The following is a 19,456-nucleotide window of genomic DNA, read 5'->3' as shown; positions in this document are numbered from 1 at the left end:
ATGATGGGAACAGTGGGTTTTTTATTTTTTAACCATCTCCTATCGTCTGATTGTGGTGCTCTGCAAAGGCAGAACACCAAGTTTACATAATTCCATTTTTACGAGAACTTTCCTATTACACAAAAAAACCCTCTGCATATATCTATGCAAAGGGCGAATCATCCGCGGTACCACCTTTTTTCCTGCGGCAGACTGTGCCGCAGCTCTCACGGTCTTTAACGCAAACCACGCGTGAGCACCTACTGAACACAACTACTGCATTTCAGCACTCCGGTTCCAAAGCTACCTTCTGCACACACTTCCTTAACCATCTTTCAGCCGGTGAATGGTTCTCTCTGTCAGGGTTATGAACATACTCCTCTTTTTCCTTACCTTTTTCTTTATGGTGATATCATAGGGGTTTTTTAATCATTTGTCAACCCCTGTAAATAGAATTTTGCTCTATGGCATCAAGTATAAAAAGCTTAAATCCCTGTCGATCTTTTTATTTTTTAATTTCTTCTTCGAGAATGTTGGTCCTGATTCTGGTCATTTCTATATTACTTTCAGATTTAACCGCGTCATCTGGCCGTCTGTTAATGATCTGATGTCCTTCGGCCAGGATCTCAATGTTACGATTCGTAACATTTTCAAGTGTAAGCTTAAACACCCGCATCCACATAGAATTCTCCGTCATCACCGCGGAAAAATGCCATGCCCGCGGGGGCGTCAAGCAGCGGAATGATATCGGGATCATAGTTTGCCACCGTGTTCAGATCATAGAGTCCGAAGTTCCCGCTGTCCTCACAGTATTCCCGGTCTTCCGATCCCTCATAGAAAATCCACCCGCTGTCCTCCGGGTGTTCCTCCTGCGGTTCATTGCGCACCATATAACCCACTTTAGAGCCTTCCACCATAATCTTGTCTGTAGCGATTCCAAACTGCCCGCTCTTAAGCAGCGGCTTTATCTCTTCCGCCTTCATGAAAAACTTTTTACGCCTCGGAAGCTCCGGCATGGGAATGTCGTAGGCCTCCGGGTCGATAAAACGGACCACCAGACACGCTTTGTCCCCATTCTCATCAAACCCCCAGTAGCCGCTGTACGCACCGTCACCGAAACCACTGGTAAAGAGAATCAAGTTTCCATCGCTTCCCGGCGGGCACCAGTCCAGATAATCGCCATCCTCCCGCTGATAACGAGGATATGCTTCCGCATAAGCCTTCATAACCTCCTCAAAGTAGTCGTCATAGAGGTTTTTGTCCGGATTCTTCCTGCGCCATTCTTTTATGAAATCATCATAGACGGCAGACACGGCACGGTCACAGATACAGGCCAGCCCCGTGTCTACGCCGAACATGGCAAACACTCCCGGTTTATCCTTATCTTCAATCGTACAGCCCTGAGGCATGGCCAGTTCATAGCGGACCGGCGTCTTTCCATTTACGTCCAGTTTCGCCGCCAGAAAACGGAATCCAAAGACCGGATGATCGATTACAGACAGGGATACCGGATAGCTTCCCGGCTCCACCGTCTCCTCCAGCGTACAGGAATACTTTGTATTCATATAGCAGAGCGGATCTCCAATCTCTATCCTGCCGGTATTTAAGCGCACCTCTCCGATCGTCAGCTGTTCATATGCGCCTTCACTGTCAAACAGGGTATTGAGTCCCGCAGTTTCCGGTTCTTTTTTCATTCGTTCCAAATTCTTTTCAAATATCTCCTGAAATACGTTCTGCCATATATTATCACCCATAGCATCCTCCTGTCAGAACGGTTCGCTCTCAGTATGACCGTTCAGATTCTACAGGCTTTAGTGTATCATATCACAGCAGTTTTTTCCACTTACGATTCTATCCGTTCCAGCCGTATCTTCCATTTTCCCCGGGTTCCATGTCTTTCAGAGACAATATCCTTGTTTCTGTGGACGCTGAGAATCAGTCCGAGCAATATGTAATTCACAAGGGTGCTCTGCCCTCCGTATGACAGAAACGGAATCGTCATGGGTTCTACCAGCGGTACGCCGAAATTGGCCGCCACATAGACCATCATCTGAATGGTCAGAACCACGGAACACGCCGTCCCTACGAGAAATCCAAGGCGGTTCTTCTGTCTCCGCGATATGGAAAACGCCTTCACCGCTGTGACGGCAAGTATGGACAGCATGGCGGTTCCGGCGGCAATACCGTATTTGGCAAAAACAAAAAAGACAACGTAGTCGCAGTTTAAGGATTTCATTGCCTTCGGCACCGGAGCCGTCGATGAGCCAAACATTCGAAAACCGGAGACGGACTCCCAAAGATAGGGAATAATCCCTCCATTGGAATTGTAATCAAGCATATCCGGACTGAACACGTACTGAAGCCTGGCCAGCTGGTAATGATGCAGCAGCCCCAGATCAGCTCCCTTCCAGTAAAGGAGGAGGGACGTGATCAGAGGCAGAGCGATCAGTGCTGCTATGGTCCGGGTCTTCCTGACATGGAAGATTCCTTTGCACACGGCAATCAGCAGAAGCAGGAAACAGCCGCCGGCAAGCTCCAGGCTGCCGTGTACCAGTATCGTCTTCAGTCCCACGAAAAACGGCATGAAGCTTAAGAGATAACAGACAGCTACCGCTCCGTATCCCTTTGAGCGGAACCTGTAGAGCACCCCCGCGTAGAGAGGCAAAAATAGTGTCAGATAGTTATAGATTCTCACTTTTCCCATGATTACGGTATGGGTATTTGCTATGATAAATATAACAGCAAAGTAACCAAACCACAAAAGGAGGGGATAGCGGCCGAGTATCGTGTAATCGACGATATAGACTGCGGCGAGGACGCCGAGCCCTGCGACGGTAAAGAAACACTGGCGTTTCCAGAAATAGTCTGCAAGATCGCTGGAAAAACCTCCGAAAAGTCCGGTATAACATGTCATGTATTGAAGCGCAAGGCCTAAAGCGCTTAACAGAAGCACCAGAATGAGGAATTTCCATTCCAATTGCGGCCGGTGAATCCGGTTTAAGGCAGTTCCCGTCTCTATAGGATCTCCCATCTGGCGGACCGCCTCTCTCATCGCCTCAGGAGCCATCATGCCATCGGCCTCATATGCTTCCGCCTGTTCCTGCACATGGTTTTTTAGTTCCTCCCTGACCATGGTTCTGGCCCTTTTGCAACGAATCTGCTCCGATACGGTATCAAGATATTCAGAAAGTTCCATAGACTGCACCTCCTAGTACTGCGTTGCATAAATAACTGGGTTATAGTGCCTGATATCTGCGTCAGGTGTGCGTCCGCGAAGCGACGGCGTAGCGGACCCTACGTCTAGCTTCGCGGGCGTGCTCCTGGCGTAGATAGCGGGTGCTATAGCGCAGGGATTTATGCAATGCAGTGCCAGTACTCCGGATACCGCTCCGGCGTATTGCTTCCATTCCTCTTCTTTTCCTTTTAGGTAACGCTTTCCCTCGCCGGTGATGCTGTAGTATTTGCGTACCTTGCCGGAAGCCTCCTCTTCATAGGAGGTTAAATATCCTTTCTGTTCCAGGGAATGTAAAAGAGGGTAGAGGGTTCCGGCTTTTAGTTCAAATACATCGTTGGATTTCTTCCGGAGGGTTTCTATCATCTCGTATCCATACATGTCTTTTTCCGTTAGAAGCTTTAGAAGAAGCATGGAAGTGCTGCCTGAGATCAGGCTTTTGTCGATGGGCATGGGGGGACCTCACTTTCTTTTTTGTGGTTTTTATGTAGATGATCTTTATATGTAGATTATCTATATATTAATTGATGAGGAAGAAAATGTCAAGGGGGAATGTGAACTTCTTTTAGAGCCTGGTTTGTAGTGTTGCCCGCTGGTCTGTTGTGTTGCCCGCTGGCCCGCAGTGGCCGCTCGATTCCGCTTTGCTCCATCTCGCTGACGGGCGTTCGCCCTATGAAAAAAGCCATAAGCAAATTTACTTATGTGCAAGCACAACGTAAATTTGCTTATGGCTTTTTTCGCACTGCTCAGGGCTATATCATGTTTCGGTACTCCCCCTTCCAGCTTTTTACCATGTCGGCGGCGCCTTTCATGCGCTTTATTGGATCTTTTAGAAATAACTCTTCTAGTTTTTCTAAACTCTCGGCCTTCTCTGCTGCTTCTTCCGCGTTCTTCATCTCTTCGTCCCATCCTGTCTTTACGTCTTCCGTAATCAGAGTCCGGAAACGGTCTTTTAAGACCAGATTGGGATTCCATTTCGATAAGTAGTAAATGCGCTTCAGCACGTCGCCGCTTTTTGCCAGATCAAAGGACTTCTGATAGGCCTGATACGCTTTCTCCATAGAAAATAACCGGGCATAGGCGGCCCCTAAGTTGTTATAGATCTTTGCATAAAATGCGTCGTCTGCGGAAGACTCTTTGGGCATCTCTAAAATCCCCTCGTATTCCGCAACCGCCTTGCCGTACTGTCTTCTCGTAAAAAGATAATCGGCTTTGGCCTTGGCAAATTCGTGCGGAGACATCTTTCGGTAGGTCTCGATCTTCTGACGGAAATGTTTAATCTCAGCCGCATTGTAATAGTCACATTCCGTCAGAATTAAAAACAGGAGTTCGTCCGCGTCTTCTCCGCTCTGCTGCCATTTTTCCAGCTTGGCGGCCATAAATCCCATCTCCAGCTCGTCACGGATAAATTCTATTAAATGCTCATCCACGAAATGATCCAGTACCAGAAGAGGATTCTGATAGATTACATAGCAAAGCTCCTGGGAGGAATAAAGGTGGACTCCCAGGCCTTCGAAATAAAAAGGATGTTTAACCGGCTCCTGCCGGCATAGGATCAGGCTCATATCATAACCTCTTGTCTGACTACGGCATCGGAGGCCGGGAACAGCTCCCCAAAGCCCTTGTCCTTAAGGACCACCGCCATCGTCTTCTCATCTAAAAATCCCACGCTGATCCCCACGCGCGTCGTCCTCGCCGGCCGCTTCGGGAATCCCTCCAGGGGAATCTTTACCAGTTTTTTCTGCTTCGGGTCCATAGGGGTTACTAAAAACTCTATGTAATCCTGGTTGTCCACGATTAAGTCCACGCTGCTTCTTGACTCATACCAGTTGTCACCGGCCGCCGCCACGATCAGCTGGCTCTCCCGGTTCTTATGCAGTACCTTCATCGAAATCGTCGAATGAAGCCTTCCTTCACAGACACAGACAAAGGGATACGACGTCTTCTCATGAAGATAATCCATGCCCTTAAAAGCCGCGCCTCTGGCAAACAGCTCCTGATCCATATAAACCTTCCGCCTGGAGCAGAGAAGCTTCATGAAATCCCCCGCCCAGTCCTGACGCTCGAATCCCTTTCCGGTCAGAAAAATGGAAGAAAACAGCTTCTTGGAGAGCAGCCGCTCCGCACAGGAGCTGAGGATCTTATCCGCCAGCTTTCCTCCGGACGGGGTGTTTAAAATATCGAGATTGAAGCTTTCCTCCAGCGCCTCATCCTCTGCCACCACGGTCATCTGCTTCATCCCCCGCTGAACCTTTAACTCATGGTAATGAAGCGAGTCCTCGGATAAATCGAAGACCGCCACCTGGTTGTTCCATACTTCCTTTTTCTGACTCAGAACGTAATAGACAAAGCCCTCCGTATGGCTGATAATATGTACCCGTTCTCTGGGAATCTCTAAGTAATCAGCACAGTACATCAGCGCGTCCATCAGCTTGACCTCCACCTTTTCCAGTGTGATCACCAGTTCCTTTACCTCATCGGAAAAAAATTCCTCCTTTGCCAGCGCCAGTATTTTCTTCAGATAGATCTTCAGCAGGGTGGTTCCCTCGTATTTCACGCCTCCCAGCGTAGCGGTCCCATCCTTCATGACCATCTTTATAAGCTTGTCTACAATAATGCCCTCCCCCACCAGGGTGTATGCGTAAGCTTCTTCCCCCACATACCACTCGTCATCGTCCTTCTTCCGGCAGATAACCGTCGGCAGACACCACGTTTTTTCACGTTCGTGACAGCACAGCCTGGTATAGGCATCACATAAATCAAGTCCAATTATCAATCCGTCCATCGACAATCCCCTTATCTACATCAGTGGAAATAATTCTTCCGCGGCAGCATTCTTCGTTAAATACTCCCGCATCCGTTTCTTAAGCCCTTCCTCATCTTTAAGGCTTAAGCACAGGCTCATTTCATTTAAACAGGCAAATCTGCTTTCCGTATCACCGGCCGCCGATACAGCGTCACAGCTGACGCTTCCTTCTTTTTTCAGCACCCACTGGCCGTCTTCCAGTTCACTGATCCGGTACTCCATGATTTCCCCTTCAAACAGGACCTTCTTCTTTACGAAGATCCCCTGGTATGTCCTTCCGATATCCTCACAGTGGTATTCCTCCTCATCAGGCAGAATCCGTACCTCAAAATCGATCCGCGCGTTCCTGTCCGAATGGTACTGGATCATAGCCTTATCCATGATATCCTCCGGCATGGGAACGTATTTCGCCAGCGTCTTGAAGTACGGGAACACCAGCCCCGCCTCTAAGAGAACCGCAGTCGTGCTTCGCAGCAGTTCCTTCTGCTCCTCCTCCAGCGAGGAAAGCTCTGAATAATATTTGGTCAACGCCAGCAGATAGATCGTCGGTATCCTCTCCTTATCCGCAGAGCTGTTGACCGCGCCTTCCAGATAGGCAAAAACCTTGTCGTCCGGAGTCTTATCTTCAAGGAAATATTCCGAACTCTTAATCGTAAAATAAGCCCGGACGATGTTGTCGCTCGTCTTCTTTTTATTCATATAAAGGCTGAAAACCCGGTCTATGGTCTCCGTACAGCCAGAAAACATCATCTGTGCCACCAGACGCTCCTCAAGATCATACGTCTCCACATGCTCGGAAATTCCCTGTAAAAGCACCCGGTACATCTGATTCGTCAGACCGTTGTAGTGTTCGCAGAGGTAATCCAGAATGACGCTGTCGCTCATGCCTTCCAGAAATACCCGGTACGACAGATGAAGAAGCAGCGGATCTTCATCAAAAAGATTCTTAAGTATCATCCTGGTACACAGCTTTAAGAGCCGCTTGCTCTGAATATCCTCGCATCCGAATTCCCGTATCATGTCAAAGGCTTCTTCGATATAATTACGGCTGATTAACGTCTCACAGATTCCCTGGCGCTCTTCCTTCGTAAGAAGACGCTTGTCAAGACGCACCAGATACGTATCTCCCCCGGAGCTGTCTTCATCTGCAGCCTGAAGCGGAATATGCTGGTAATACTCGATAATCCTGGAAAGCAGAAGTCTCTGGTACAGTGGCTGAAGCCTGCCGTCCTCCATGGCATCCTCCAGCATCTCCGCCTCCTTCTCATCCGCAATTCCCCTCTTTAAGACCTCATCGCACGCCCGGAGTCTGAGCATTGGATGATCGGGATACAGTTCAAAACAGCGCGCTTCCAGATCCGGCTTGTCCATCACCGGCGTCTTCTCGTAAGGAACCGTACTGTATCGGTTCCCAAAGGCATCCTGGAACAAAAGAATGCTGTGTTCGGAAAACAGAGGCACGTATGCCACACCGTCATCCAGAAGAAAGGCGTCCTCCTCCTGCAGCTCCTCGTAACAGACAATCACATACTTCATCTTAATGTTTTTGCACTCCACGCGGTAAGAGCGCAGAATGGATGGCAGCACCTTTGCCATGGGCAGGTCAATGACATCCTTATAAATCATGTGTTCGTAAATAACCGCCAGATTACTTCCGATTCTCGATTCAAACAGCTGCTCTGTGGCAAACTTTTCAATGTCGCGCTCGTATTCCTCGTACAGCGGATCCGATTCCTTTAAATAAACCAGTACATTTTTATAGAGCAGCGCCCTGCTGTGGCGGTCCAGTTCACTTCCGCCGTAGGAGAAATAGAGGAGCACTTCCTTGGGAAGCAGATAGCGGTAATCCTTTGGAAGCGCATACAGATAATACTCGTAAAGCCGCGTCAGGCTGATTCCCTCTTTGATTCCCTTCTCATACCACTTAAATGATTCCGCGCTCCTGCTCTCGCCCCGGATCAGAATGGAGCAGACTGCTTCCAGTATTTCTTTTTCCGGATACTTCTCATACAGGCGTCCCAGTGCCCTGTAGTGAAGCCGGTTAAAATGTCTGGAGGTCAGCGTAAGCCTCGCCGCCGCCAGCGCAAATTCCTTCCCTGCGGCACCGTATCTGGCGCCAAAGGACAGCACCTGCAGCTCGAACGGGCCAATGCTCCGGATCAGATCCGGCTCCTCCGAAAGCAGCCGGCAGGCATGCAGATAGAGAAACGGGCTTCTCATGCCCGCTTCGAACTGGCGTCTCATCATGGATAAGGCTCCGCCCGGATTCTCACTCATCCGGCGGTCCAGTTTTAAGAGAATCAGGAACAGATTATGGAGATCCGGATTCTCCTCCAGATATTTTCTAAGCAGACGGACCAGCGATTCCTTCTGGTACTCATCCGGCTGCAGAATCAGTCTCAGATACTGATAGTAACAGTAAAGTTCCAGCTTTTCCTGCCGCTCCGCCAGGATCTTCTCCCGGCATTCGTCCATCAGCAGGGCCGCCTGGCTTTCCCTGCCGTCTGAAAGGTATATCTCAGCCCTTAAAAGCTTAATCGCTTCCAGCTGTCCTTTCATCTCTTCGATCTCGTCCAGCGCCCGAAGCATCCGGTTATGAGGAACGTCCCCCTCATCCGTGTCCGCCGGAACGCGGAGCACGGCTTCCCCATATTCCTCCGCCTCTTTCTGCAGACGCAGATGGAGATACGCTGCCACCGCTTCCTTTGTGTAGGCATCCTCCGCAGAAATACCTCCGCCCGGATTCACCATCGCAGTCACGGGAACCACGAAACGCTCTTCAATTCCGGTTATAATAATACGGCCCTGGTTCAAGCCCTGATGCATACGTCCCGGATGGATCCGATAGACGATCTCACAGATGTCATCGGTAAAATCCTGATCCCCGATATTTCTCACCGGAATCTCTATAAAATCGCAGTCAGCCGTCACCTCCAGGCTTACGTATCCCCAGCAGCTTCTGGTTACCGTTATGCGTTCCTCAATTACTCCTGCCGGCTCATCAAACCGCCGTTCGCTCTCGTCTGCGGACAGTTTTACCGACTCCTTGACGCCAAGACCGGTTAAGAATTCCTCCAGTTCCTTCTTTCTGTCCGGTCTTCCTTTTAAGCCACCGTAAAGGGCCCTCACATGCAGATCCTTCATGAAGGGGGCCTCGTAGAAATCTCTATATTCAAATAAGCGAAGCGCTGTCTCATAGTCGTTCTTCGCTGTCGCAGCGAAATCCTCCGCCGTCTTTAAGTCGCTCAATGCTTTCCCTGACGTACTCAGTTCCACACGAAAAGAATAAGGGACTTCTCTCTCTCCACCATTGGTAACCAGATAAAAAGCTCCCTTAATCACATCTCCGTCTTCCAAAAAACTGGTATTCACCTCATAGACCAGATGGTTGTAGGTGCCGCCAAACGCTCCGTTTAAAAGCCTTACGCGGAAATTGGAAGAATATGCAAGTCCTTTTATATGCAGATTATTCTCACTGGTAACGACAAGTTCCCGCCTCGTGGCTCCGCCGGAACGCACCACGTCGGTGGTTTCTTTCGGAGTGACCTTAATCACGGGAACCTCCGAATCGATGATGCCTTTCGCCAGCCTGTTGATTCGTTCTCTCATAGTACCACCTGTATCTTGTGTTCTGTATCTTATGTTCCGTTTTTATGTTCTGTATCTTATACTCTATATCTCATATTCTATATCTAATCTTCTTTATCTGACAGCTTTAACCTCTCAGTTTAATTACTCTATATTCTAACATACTTTCTATTGATTTAAAACCCTTAATTCTCTGTTTCCACATTTTGCCCGCACACCTGTATTTCTTCTCCCGCTTTCATATTTGATTATCTGAGCCATATCGCTTTACAGCCTTTAGCTGCTGCCATATTGTAATATATTTGTAAATGATTCTTGATTTAGCCCTCCAAAATTGGTATGATAAAGTAAAAACTGGTAAAAGAAGGACGAGACAAATGACGACGAACGAAAAAGCATTATTATTACACGAAGAATGGAACGGAAAGCTGGAAACCACGTCCAAAGCCGAGGTGAAAAGCAGGGAAGATTTAGCCCTTGCCTATACCCCGGGCGTTGCGGAACCCTGCAAGGTCATCGCGAAAGACCCGGAAGCCGCTTATAAATATACGATCAAATCCAACACGATCGCAGTCGTTTCCGACGGCAGCGCAGTTCTTGGCCTCGGCAACATCGGTCCCCTGGCCGCTATGCCGGTCATGGAAGGCAAGGCGGTTCTTTTTAAAGAATTCGGCGGCGTCAACGCCTTCCCCATCTGCCTTGACACCCAGGACACGGAAGAGATCATAAAGACTGTGGTCAACATCGCCCCCGCCTTCGGCGGCATCAACTTAGAGGATATCTCCGCTCCCAGATGCTTTGAGATTGAAGAGCGTTTAAAAGAACTGCTCCCCATCCCAGTCTTCCACGATGACCAGCATGGAACCGCCATCGTCGTTCTGGCCGGAATCATCAACGCCTTAAAGGTAACCGGCAAGAAGAAGGAAGAATGCCGCGTGGTTGTCAATGGCGCCGGTTCCGCCGGAATCGCCATCACAAAGCTTCTCTTAACCTATGGGTTCCCCCACATCACCATGTGTGACCGCGCCGGAATCTTAAAGAAGGGTATGGACGGTTTAAACTGGATGCAGGAAAAGATGGTGGAGGTGACCAACTTAGAGGGCGCATCCGGCAGCCTGGCCGACGCCATGAAGGGCGCCGATATCTTTGTCGGCGTATCCGCACCGGGAATCGTCACGAAGGAGATGGCCGCGTCCATGAATAAAGATGCGATTCTCTTCGCCATGGCAAATCCTGTTCCGGAGATCATGCCTGACCTTGCGAAAGAGGCCGGAGCCAAAATTATCGGCACCGGAAGGTCTGATTTTCCTAATCAGGTCAATAATGTAGTTGTATTCCCCGGCATCTTTAAGGGGGCTCTGGAAGGACGGGCCACCGCCATCACCGAGGAGATGAAGCTGGCTGCCGCCGCTGCCATCGCAGGGCTGGTGGATGAATCCATTCTGGATGAAAACCATATTCTGCCGGAGGCATTCGACCCCCGTGTAGCCGATGTCGTCAGCCGTGCAGTGAAAGATCATATACAAAAGTAATAACTACTATATGGAGGGTGTCCTATGTTGTCAGAACCCATGACGCTTTATAAATTAATGATTTTGTATATGCTGAAGCAGGTCAATTTTCCCCTTACCAGCGCGCAGCTGTCAAATTTTTTCCTGGATCATGAATATACCACATATTTCACACTGAACCAGGCATTAAACGAACTTCTGGAGGCAAAGCTCCTCCATGTGGAGACCAACCACAACAGCAGCCGCTATGAGATCACACGGGAGGGAGAGGAAACCCTGTCGTTCTTCGGCAACAAGATATCCTCCGCCATCATTGAAGACATCGATGAATATTTGAAAGAGAACAAGTTCCGCCTCCGCAACGAAGTGGGTGTGACCGCGGATTTCTACAAATCCACCAGTCAGGATTACATCGTCCACTGTGAAGTGCGTGAGGGGAAAAGCTGTCTGATCGATTTACAGCTGGCCGTTCCCGACAAGGACCAGGCGGAGATCATGTGTGACCACTGGAAGGCCAAGAGCCAGGAAATCTATGCATTTGCCATGAAGGCGCTTATGAGCGATTAATATAAAAACCGTATAAGACCGTTTAAAAGAAGATCGCTTTTGAGTAAGAAACTATCGATTATCAGGGGGAACTTTTCATGCAGATTAAAAAACAGAGATCCATCATACAGGAAATCAGAGACGAGTACCAGGCCGAACTAAAAAGACTGAAGCGCAGGAAATTTCTCTTAAAAGCCAGGATCATACTGACTGTCATTCTTCCTGTTTTCATCATCCTGCTCTCGGTAAAGGTCATTAAAACCTTCATACGGATTAAGGTTCGCAGCCTCTTCGCCCAACCGCAGCAACCCCAGGAGGAGAAGAAAACACCGCCCAGACCGGCTGTTCCTGTGCCGGCTGAGATGAAACCGGTGGAAAAAGAGATCGTAAAGCCGGTTCCCGTAAAGCCGGTTCCCGTGGAGACGGCGGCCGTGGAGGAAACTGGCTCGGTGGAATCGGTTCCTATAGAGCCGGTTGGTTAAAATCATAATTAAAAAGGAAGGGTGCACGTCAAAGTGCTTCCTTCCTTTTTAATTATGATTCTATCCGGCACTGAAATTCGTATTTTCCCGATCCCACACTATGACTCTCTCCGCTTCCCGGCAGGGTAATACGGCAGGCAGTATTGGCCGGCACCGTCACGTGCAGAAGAAAATTTCCCGCCTCCACACTCCATTTTACCTCCAGAAGCCCATATGGAGTATGGCAGCCGCCCTCCGCCCAGGTGATCCCGCCTCCCGGCACCGGGGCCACGATACTTTCCCGATATCCCGGACCGTTCTCGGAAGTATCGATTCCCAAAACTGTGCTGTAAATCCAGTCGCCAATACAGCCATACGCGTAATGATTAAAAGAATTCATGCTGTCGCTCCAGAAACTTCCGTCCGTACGTATGCTGTCCCAGTGCTCCCAAACTGTGGTTGCCCCTTTTGTAACCGGGTACAGCCAGGAAGGGTATTCTGTTTTAGTCAGAAGACGGTAGGCTGCGTCCACTCTTCCGTTATCCCTCAGCACATGGCAGATATGCGGTGTACCCAGAAATCCGGTACTGAGCCCGTTCCACTCACCGATCAGTGTCTCCAGATCATCGATCGTCCTCTGCCTGTACTCTTCTCCCGTCAGATCAAAGGCCAGCGCAAGTACATGGGCCGTCTGTGTTCTGGCCCACAGATGCCCCGCCTCATTATAAAACCGGTTCCGAAACGCTTCTTTGATCCTGTCAGAGAGTCTGCCATACGTTTCGGCATCCTCATCCTCGCCAAGGATGACAGCCGCTTTTCTCACCAGTTCAGCCGAATGGGCATAATATGCGGTCGCTGTCAGCTCATTGGGCGTTTTTCCAAACCGGCCGCCCGGTTCGGCATCGAGAGCCAGCCAGTCGCCGTACTGATAGCCGGAATTCCAGATCACCCCATCCTCCGCCTGACTTTTTATATAGTCCACCCAGCGCTTCATCATGGGATACGATTCTTCAAGAAGCCTTCTGTCCCCAGAGTATAAGTATGCCATGAAAGGACACACCGTGGCTGCATCGCCCCAGCCGCTTGCCGAGTGGTTGGCTTCCGCGTCCCTCACATCCCTGTCCTGGTATGTCAGAATATCCGGAACCACATAGGGGATCCCTCCGTCCGGCAGCTGTGCCGCCTGCAGATCGCGAAGCCATTTTCGGAAAAAGGGGGCTGTCTCCATCAGATATGACGCTGTTCTTGCAAACACCTGAATATCTCCCGTCCACCCCATCCGTTCATCTCTCTGCGGGCAGTCCGTAGGAATATCGATAAAATTGCCCTTCATTCCCCATCGGATATTTTCTTCCAGCCGGTTAATGAGAGGGTTGGAACACTGGAAGAAGCCGCTCTGCCTTAAATCAGAGTAGATCACAACTCCCGTGAAATCCTTAAGTTCCGGAGTCCCCGGATAATGGTCGATTCGGACATACTGAAATCCCTGCCAGGTAAAATGAGGTTCAAATACCTCCGTCTCCTGCCCTTTCAGAATATATTTAACACGCTGCCGTGCCTCCCGCAAATTGCCGGTATAGAGATTTCCCTCCTGATCCAAAATTTCGGCATGGCTCAGTTCCACATAATCCCCGGCCTCTCCCGACACCCGGACCGCTACCCAGCCTACCATATTCTGTCCGAAATCAAGAATCAGATCGCCGTTCGGTGTACGGAACAGACGTTTTGGAGCCACAGTCTCCTTTCTTCTCACAAATACCCCGTCCATGGGGACAAGCGTATCAACCGGCTGGTCCGTCTCTGTAACAGGCGCCCATTTTTGCCCTGTCTCCTCCGCAAGTCTTGCATCCCAAATCTCTCCATGGTAAATCTCAGAGTATACGGCCGGCGAATAACACCACTGCCAGCTCCGGTCCGTCACGATCCACCGTTTTCTGCCATCCCTGTACCGGATCATCAGCATTGCATTAAAACCGGTCGTATGACCGTAAACTCCCCGCAGATGAATCCAGCCAGCCAAATCCCCCTTGTACCATCCCGGTCCCACATGAGCACAGATCGTGTTTTTCCCTTCCGTGAGCGCATCTTTCACATCGTACATCTGGAAAAGAAGCCGTTTCGCATATTCCGTCCAGCCCGGTGTCAGCAAACCATCCCCCGCCCGGATTCCATTGACAGAGACCTCATAAATCCCATGCGCAGTTGCAAAGAGATATGCCGCATCAACCTCAGCCACTGACAGTTCAAACTCTTTTTTCATATAGCGGCCGGAGGATGTGAATAAATCAGCTTCACTCTCGGCTGTGATCCATCTGCCTGCCCACGCCTCTCCCCCGGAAATAAGTGATGTCACAAAGCAGTGAACATCAGAGAATGGTCCCGCCTCCCCGTTCTGATCCCACAGACGCACCTTCCAGTAGTATTTTACCGCCGGCTCAAGCGGCACGCTGCCGTCATAAACAATGTGGACCGACTGCCCGCCCATCCGCTGTCCCGTATCCCACACGATCCTGGCAAATGCCCCGTCGATGGCGGCCACGATCTGAAAGGCCGACTGAAAGACCGGATCACAGTCCCCCTCCATTCTCCAGCTGAATGCCGGTTTTCCCGTTGCAACACCAACAGGATTTTCCTCATATTCACATAAAAGATGATATGCTTTTATCATACTCTGTCTCCTAATTAATCAGTATACGTTCTTTCCTGCCTGCTTCTACATGCGCTCCACCGATACGATTCCGCGTCTCCATCTCCCGGACAATACCCAGAAGCTGTACATCACAACAGAGGAAAGCGGTCCAATCAAAACGGCGGCCCCTACTCCGGGGAATCCATAGAGATGGCCAAACAAGAAAGAAAACGGAATTCGAAACACACACTGTGCCACAAAACCAACGGCGACGCTGGCTGTTACGTTACCCGTCCCGCGGATAAATCCGATCAGAGGACCGACCAGGGCAAACAGTACATAGGACCACACCGTCACATGGAGAAAGCATACTGTCCAGTTCACCACCTCCGGATCACGGTCAAACAGCCGGCTAAGCTGCGGTGCCGCCGCAAATACAATAACAGACGTGACTGCTGCGATGGCCGCAGATATCTTTAAGCATTCCTTCAGTCCCTGCATCGCCCTCTTTTCTTCACCTGCCCCGATATTCTGGGAGGCGAAAGAGGACATGGTCTGATTCATGGCACCATCGGAAAAGATTGCAAAGCTGTTGATCCTGCTCCCGATTCCGTAAGCAGCACTCTGTGCCAGTCCAAAAGAATTGGCTACACCGCTCACTGTCAGCATCGCTGCATTGACCATCACCTCGTTAAACGCGGTCGGAATGCCAAACCACAGGATAGATTTTAAATGGCGCCGGCTGAATCCCATATTCCGAATACGAAGCCTGATTACATGACCGCCTGTCTGAAACTCCCACAGTCCCATAAAGAAAGATACCATCTGCGCCGCCACCGTAGCCGCGGCTGCGCCTCCCGTTCCCATAGACAATCTTCCGACCAGCAGGTAATCCAGCGCAATATTCACAACAGCGGCCGTCACCACATAGCGCAGGGAAGATAAGGAATCTCCCAGTCCCCGCTGAAGCGCTCCAATTAAATTGTAGCCGAACAGGAACACAATTCCCAGAAACATTACCCGCAAATAAATGAGAGCGTGATCATACGCCTCCCGCGGAGTCTGTACAAGCATCAATACCTGCGGTGCAAACAGGAATCCTGCAGCGGTAACCACGGCAGCCATGAGAAAGTAGAGGGTAAACGCTGTATTTGCCGCATCTGCGATCTCCGCACTGCCTTTCCTTCCTGCCAGCGAGCCAATCACCACGGTGACTCCGGCCGACATACCGGACAGCGTTACGATCATCACGTTCATCACCGGTCCGCATACAGAGACGGCTGACACGCCCGCCGTCCCCGCATACGCGCCGACAAAATACATATCCACAGCGTTGTAGGTCGTCTGAATGAGATTTGAAATCATCAGCGGAACCGCAAATCCCAGAATACCGTTTACGACTGGCCCCTTTGTCAAATCGTACTGAAGCCTCCTCTTCATCCCGGTTTCCTCATCCCTTCACGCCTCCGGCTGTAAGCCCTGCGATAAAATATTTCTGTGTAAACAGAAACAGCGTATACAGCGGCAGAACAACGATAATGATGGCTGCGCACAACTGCGGCCAGTTCGTGGATATCTGTCCCTTGAAATTTAAAAGACCTACTGTCAGCGGAAGTCCCTTATCGGTCAGCAGTGTGGAAATCTGAGCCCACATCAGTTCACCCCAGACAAAATTTAAGTTCATGGTCGCCACTGTACAGATTGCACTCTTCATCAGGGGAAGCGTGATTTTAAATAAGCTTCTTATCTCTCCACATCCATCAATTCTGGCCGCCTCTAAGAGTTCCTGCGGCACGGTATCAAAAAAATTTTTCAGGATAATGGTGGAACCCGGAATGGACCAGCCCACATAAGCGAGAATAATCGGAACGTACTGCAGCCTCATAAAGCCAAGCTTAGTCATCTCCACGTAGAGAGGAATGATAATCGTCTCTGTCGGCAGAATCTGGAGTGCGAAAAAAAGGAGCAGGATCAGATTCGTATGCGGAATTTTCAGCCTCGTAAGTGCGTAAGCCGCCATAGTGGAAAACAACTGGATCAGGACAATGGACAGGACCGCAATCAATACACTGTTGAAAAAATATTCTCCGATCTTTCCTGTGTAGAACGCATCCACATAGTTGCGGTACAGGAATTTCTGCGGCATTGCCCAGATATTGGTATAGAATTCCGGAAGCGTCTTAAATGAAGTGATTCCGGCAAATATGATGGGGTAGACGTAAATTACAGCAAACACCACCAGTACAGCCCGGATCGTAATGCGAACCCAGTCCTCCCCGTTCCATTTTCTTTTGACAGCCGCCGAATCAGTACTCATAGATTTCACTCTTCATTGCCCTCCTCACTAATGTAATGCATACCAGCACAATCACGGTGAACACCAGGCCGATTGCGGAAGCGTATCCGAATTTATTGTAGGTAAACGCGTTCTGAATCATCGTAATCGGCGCTGTCTTTGACATGGATCCCGGTCCTCCCTGTGTCATGGTCCAGACCATATCGTACGTCTTGAAGGACCACATGACTTCCATGGAAAACACCATACAGATCGTCGGCTTAATCAGCGGCAGAATGATCAGCTTCACTTCCTTCCAGTAATTGGCCCCATCCAGCTTCGCCGATTCAAACAGTGATTCCGGTATACCCAGAATTCCGGTATAAACCATCATCATTATTGTTCCGCTGCCCTTAAAGCCGGATACGACTGCCAGGGTCGCCAACACCAGTCCCGGCTCAGACAGCCACGCATGCTGCAGTGATTTAAGCCCTACGACTGCAAATAAATTGTTTAAAAGTCCGTCGTCCGGAGACAGGACGAAGACAAATAAGAGACCTGCGACCGTCATCGGCATCATGCTCGGACTGTAAAAGATAAAGCGAAAAATCGAGCCTTCCCTCTTCCCCATCTTATAGATCATCAGAGCCAGCATAATCCCCAGCAGCATGGAAACTGCCGTGGATCCGGCCGCTACTACCATGGAATTGCCTATGGTTTTCATGGTCGGTTTATCCGTAAATACTTTTATATAGTTTTTCAGGCCGATAAATTCCATCGGACCATTGCCGTTCCACTCACAGAGTGATAATACGCCGTTCCAGACAATAGGAACGAGAGTAGTAAATATAATCAGAATTGCTGCCGGAAGCAGAAACACGATGCCGATTCCCATCAGGTGCCGGTCCAGCCTGCTGTATTTTTTCTTTGCCGGTCTGTTCACGAAATCCCCTCTTTTCCTTAATTTTATGGGGGTGCCCCGGGAACCTCATTCCCCAAGCACCCCCAACTGTTTTTACTGCGCCGAAGTTCTCAAGGATTCCAGTTCCTCAAGGGTACCTTCCTTGTCATAAAAATAGTTTGCACCGATATTATAATTGATGTAATCGTTCATCTCTGCAGAAATCGCCATGATCTCCTTCGGATAAACCTTGGACGAGTCGCGGGCAAATTCCTCGTCGGTTCCTCCCTCCACATTGGCCGGAACCACATCCCCATCATCAACCTGAAGTTCAAATGCTTCTTTGCTGGTTAAATACTTCAGGATATTGATGCTCGCCTCCGGATTCTTTGTATTGGAAGATATAAAATAGCCGTCACAGCCTCCCAGCACGTAATCACACTCTCCTGCCGCCATAGTCGGCCAGCTGATGGTGCGGATATTCGTTCTTCCAGCCTCTTCCATGACAGTGCGGATAGTCTTTCCGCCGTTATTCACATTGAAGAGCATCGCGATCTTTCCCTGTGAAAATGCCGCCTTTGTCTGATCCTTAGTCTGTGAGAACGCTCCGTTACCCGGATAGGCGTATTCCTTTGCGAACAGGTCGTTGATCTTGTCAAGAGCCGTCACAACGCGTTCGTCCTTAAAGGAAATCTCTCCCCGGTTAAACGCCTCCAGTTCCTCTTTCGTATCCCATATCTGCAAAAACGCGTTGCGCTGGAACCAGCCTACACGGGTATCGCAGATTGCAAACGGGAACACATCCGTATTCTGCTTGATCTTCTCACAGGCCGCCACAAATTCATCCCAGGTCCAGTGCTCCTTTACCTCCACTCCTGCTTCTTCAAAAATATCGACATTTACATCAATATCCGGATACACTGTCGTAATCGGCAGACAAAACAGCTTACCGCCGTATGTTCCGATGTCCAGGGCATTTTCCGTGAAGATACTCTTCCACTCGTCATCCATATATGGTGTCAAATCCAGCGCCATATCTGAGGAAATAAAAGTCTCCATCTGGTTAGGAAACCACTTTACAATGTCTACGGCTTCTCCGCCGGCAAATGCCGTTTTTACCGTCTTCTCCACCTGTGACTGATCCCAGGTCTTAGACGTGATACTGTATTCCGGATATTTTGCTCTGATGTTTTCCAGAAAGACCGGATAGTAGTTCACATTTGGCTCTTCGATCAGCATAACCAGGCTGGCTTCTTCCGCCGTTTTGTCCGGCTTCTCCGCCGCCGTTCCGGCAGAACTGCCTTCTGTGGTCACATCCTGTTTGCTCTCCGGAGCCGCCGTACCCGTGCTGCTCTTTGAGCCGCACGCCGTCATTCCCAATACCATACAGCCCGCCAGGGCCAGGGACAGCATCTGTTTCACCTGTCTTCTCATAACAATTCCTCCTATTTTTTTCGTTTTCCTGTAACTGATGGAATCATTATAAAATAACAGAACCGGATGAAATATCCGAAAAACCTACACAATA

General features: G+C 49.7%; 13 protein-coding genes, 1 pseudogene and 1 other annotated feature. Of the genes and pseudogenes, 3 read left to right on the top strand and 11 right to left on the bottom strand.

Annotation, left to right across the window (positions count from 1 at the left end; genetic code table 11):
* Positions 1–146: 146 nt before the first annotated feature.
* Positions 147–378: a binding site (T-box leader), on the bottom strand.
* Between the two features lie 263 nt (positions 379–641).
* The 6 genes and pseudogenes from NE473_RS04065 to NE473_RS04040 form a co-directional block, all read right to left on the bottom strand.
* Positions 642–1,733, bottom strand: a complete 1,092-nt coding sequence (locus tag NE473_RS04065; protein WP_055650086.1) for an immunity protein Imm33 domain-containing protein — start codon at positions 1,731–1,733, stop codon at positions 642–644.
* 89 nt (positions 1,734–1,822) lie between these two features.
* Positions 1,823–3,175 carry a permease prefix domain 1-containing protein gene (locus NE473_RS04060; protein ID WP_055650085.1) on the bottom strand — a complete coding sequence of 451 codons (1,353 nt, stop codon included), beginning with the start codon at positions 3,173–3,175 and terminating at the stop codon, positions 1,823–1,825.
* A 162-nt stretch (positions 3,176–3,337) separates the two neighbouring features.
* Positions 3,338–3,664 (bottom strand): annotated as a pseudogene (locus tag NE473_RS04055) (PadR family transcriptional regulator); the annotation flags it as partial.
* A gap of 299 nt (positions 3,665–3,963) precedes the next feature.
* The gene (locus NE473_RS04050; protein ID WP_022033657.1) at positions 3,964–4,776 is read right to left on the bottom strand and encodes a hypothetical protein; all 813 of its coding nucleotides are present in this window, start codon (positions 4,774–4,776) and stop codon (positions 3,964–3,966) included.
* Positions 4,773–5,996: a DUF5716 family protein gene (locus tag NE473_RS04045; RefSeq protein ID WP_055650084.1), complete on the bottom strand. Its 1,224-nt coding sequence runs from the start codon at positions 5,994–5,996 to the stop codon at positions 4,773–4,775. Before NE473_RS04045 ends, NE473_RS04050 begins: the two co-directional genes overlap by 4 nt.
* A 15-nt stretch (positions 5,997–6,011) precedes the next feature.
* Positions 6,012–9,626, bottom strand: a complete 3,615-nt coding sequence (locus NE473_RS04040; RefSeq protein WP_055650083.1) for a DUF5717 family protein — start codon at positions 9,624–9,626, stop codon at positions 6,012–6,014.
* Between the two features lie 356 nt (positions 9,627–9,982).
* Between NE473_RS04040 and NE473_RS04035 the strand changes: the two genes are divergently transcribed.
* The 3 genes from NE473_RS04035 (at position 9,983) to NE473_RS04025 (ending at position 12,144) form a co-directional block, all read left to right on the top strand.
* Positions 9,983–11,137: an NAD(P)-dependent malic enzyme gene (locus NE473_RS04035; protein WP_055650082.1), complete on the top strand. Its 1,155-nt coding sequence runs from the start codon at positions 9,983–9,985 to the stop codon at positions 11,135–11,137.
* A gap of 24 nt (positions 11,138–11,161) precedes the next feature.
* The gene (locus NE473_RS04030; RefSeq protein WP_006775996.1) at positions 11,162–11,683 is read left to right on the top strand and encodes a DUF4364 family protein; all 522 of its coding nucleotides are present in this window, start codon (positions 11,162–11,164) and stop codon (positions 11,681–11,683) included.
* A gap of 77 nt (positions 11,684–11,760) precedes the next feature.
* Positions 11,761–12,144: a hypothetical protein gene (locus tag NE473_RS04025; RefSeq protein WP_055650081.1), complete on the top strand. Its 384-nt coding sequence runs from the start codon at positions 11,761–11,763 to the stop codon at positions 12,142–12,144.
* Positions 12,145–12,196: 52 nt separating this feature from the next.
* On the opposite strand, the gene NE473_RS04020 is transcribed toward NE473_RS04025, so the two are convergent.
* From NE473_RS04020 to NE473_RS04000, 5 genes are all read right to left on the bottom strand, one after another.
* Positions 12,197–14,791 (bottom strand): family 78 glycoside hydrolase catalytic domain, encoded by a 2,595-nt coding sequence (locus NE473_RS04020; protein ID WP_055650080.1) that lies wholly within the window; start codon positions 14,789–14,791, stop codon positions 12,197–12,199.
* A 45-nt stretch (positions 14,792–14,836) separates the two neighbouring features.
* Positions 14,837–16,192 (bottom strand): MATE family efflux transporter, encoded by a 1,356-nt coding sequence (locus NE473_RS04015; RefSeq protein WP_022033668.1) that lies wholly within the window; start codon positions 16,190–16,192, stop codon positions 14,837–14,839.
* Between the two features lie 10 nt (positions 16,193–16,202).
* Entirely contained in the window at positions 16,203–17,069 is an 867-nt protein-coding gene (locus NE473_RS04010; RefSeq protein ID WP_006775991.1) for a carbohydrate ABC transporter permease, read from the bottom strand.
* The gene (locus NE473_RS04005) at positions 17,059–17,970 is read right to left on the bottom strand and encodes a carbohydrate ABC transporter permease (protein WP_022033670.1); all 912 of its coding nucleotides are present in this window, start codon (positions 17,968–17,970) and stop codon (positions 17,059–17,061) included. The genes NE473_RS04010 and NE473_RS04005 overlap by 11 nt, the downstream gene beginning before the upstream one ends.
* 72 nt (positions 17,971–18,042) lie before the next feature.
* A complete protein-coding gene (locus NE473_RS04000) occupies positions 18,043–19,362 on the bottom strand; it encodes an ABC transporter substrate-binding protein (protein WP_055650079.1) in 1,320 nt (439 codons plus the stop codon).
* Positions 19,363–19,456: the final 94 nt, after the last annotated feature.

Source organism: Hungatella sp. SL.1.14, assembly GCF_024460495.1.
In the GTDB taxonomy this organism is placed as follows: domain Bacteria; phylum Bacillota; class Clostridia; order Lachnospirales; family Lachnospiraceae; genus Hungatella; species Hungatella hathewayi.
This window is presented reverse-complemented; position numbering and strand designations above follow the sequence as displayed.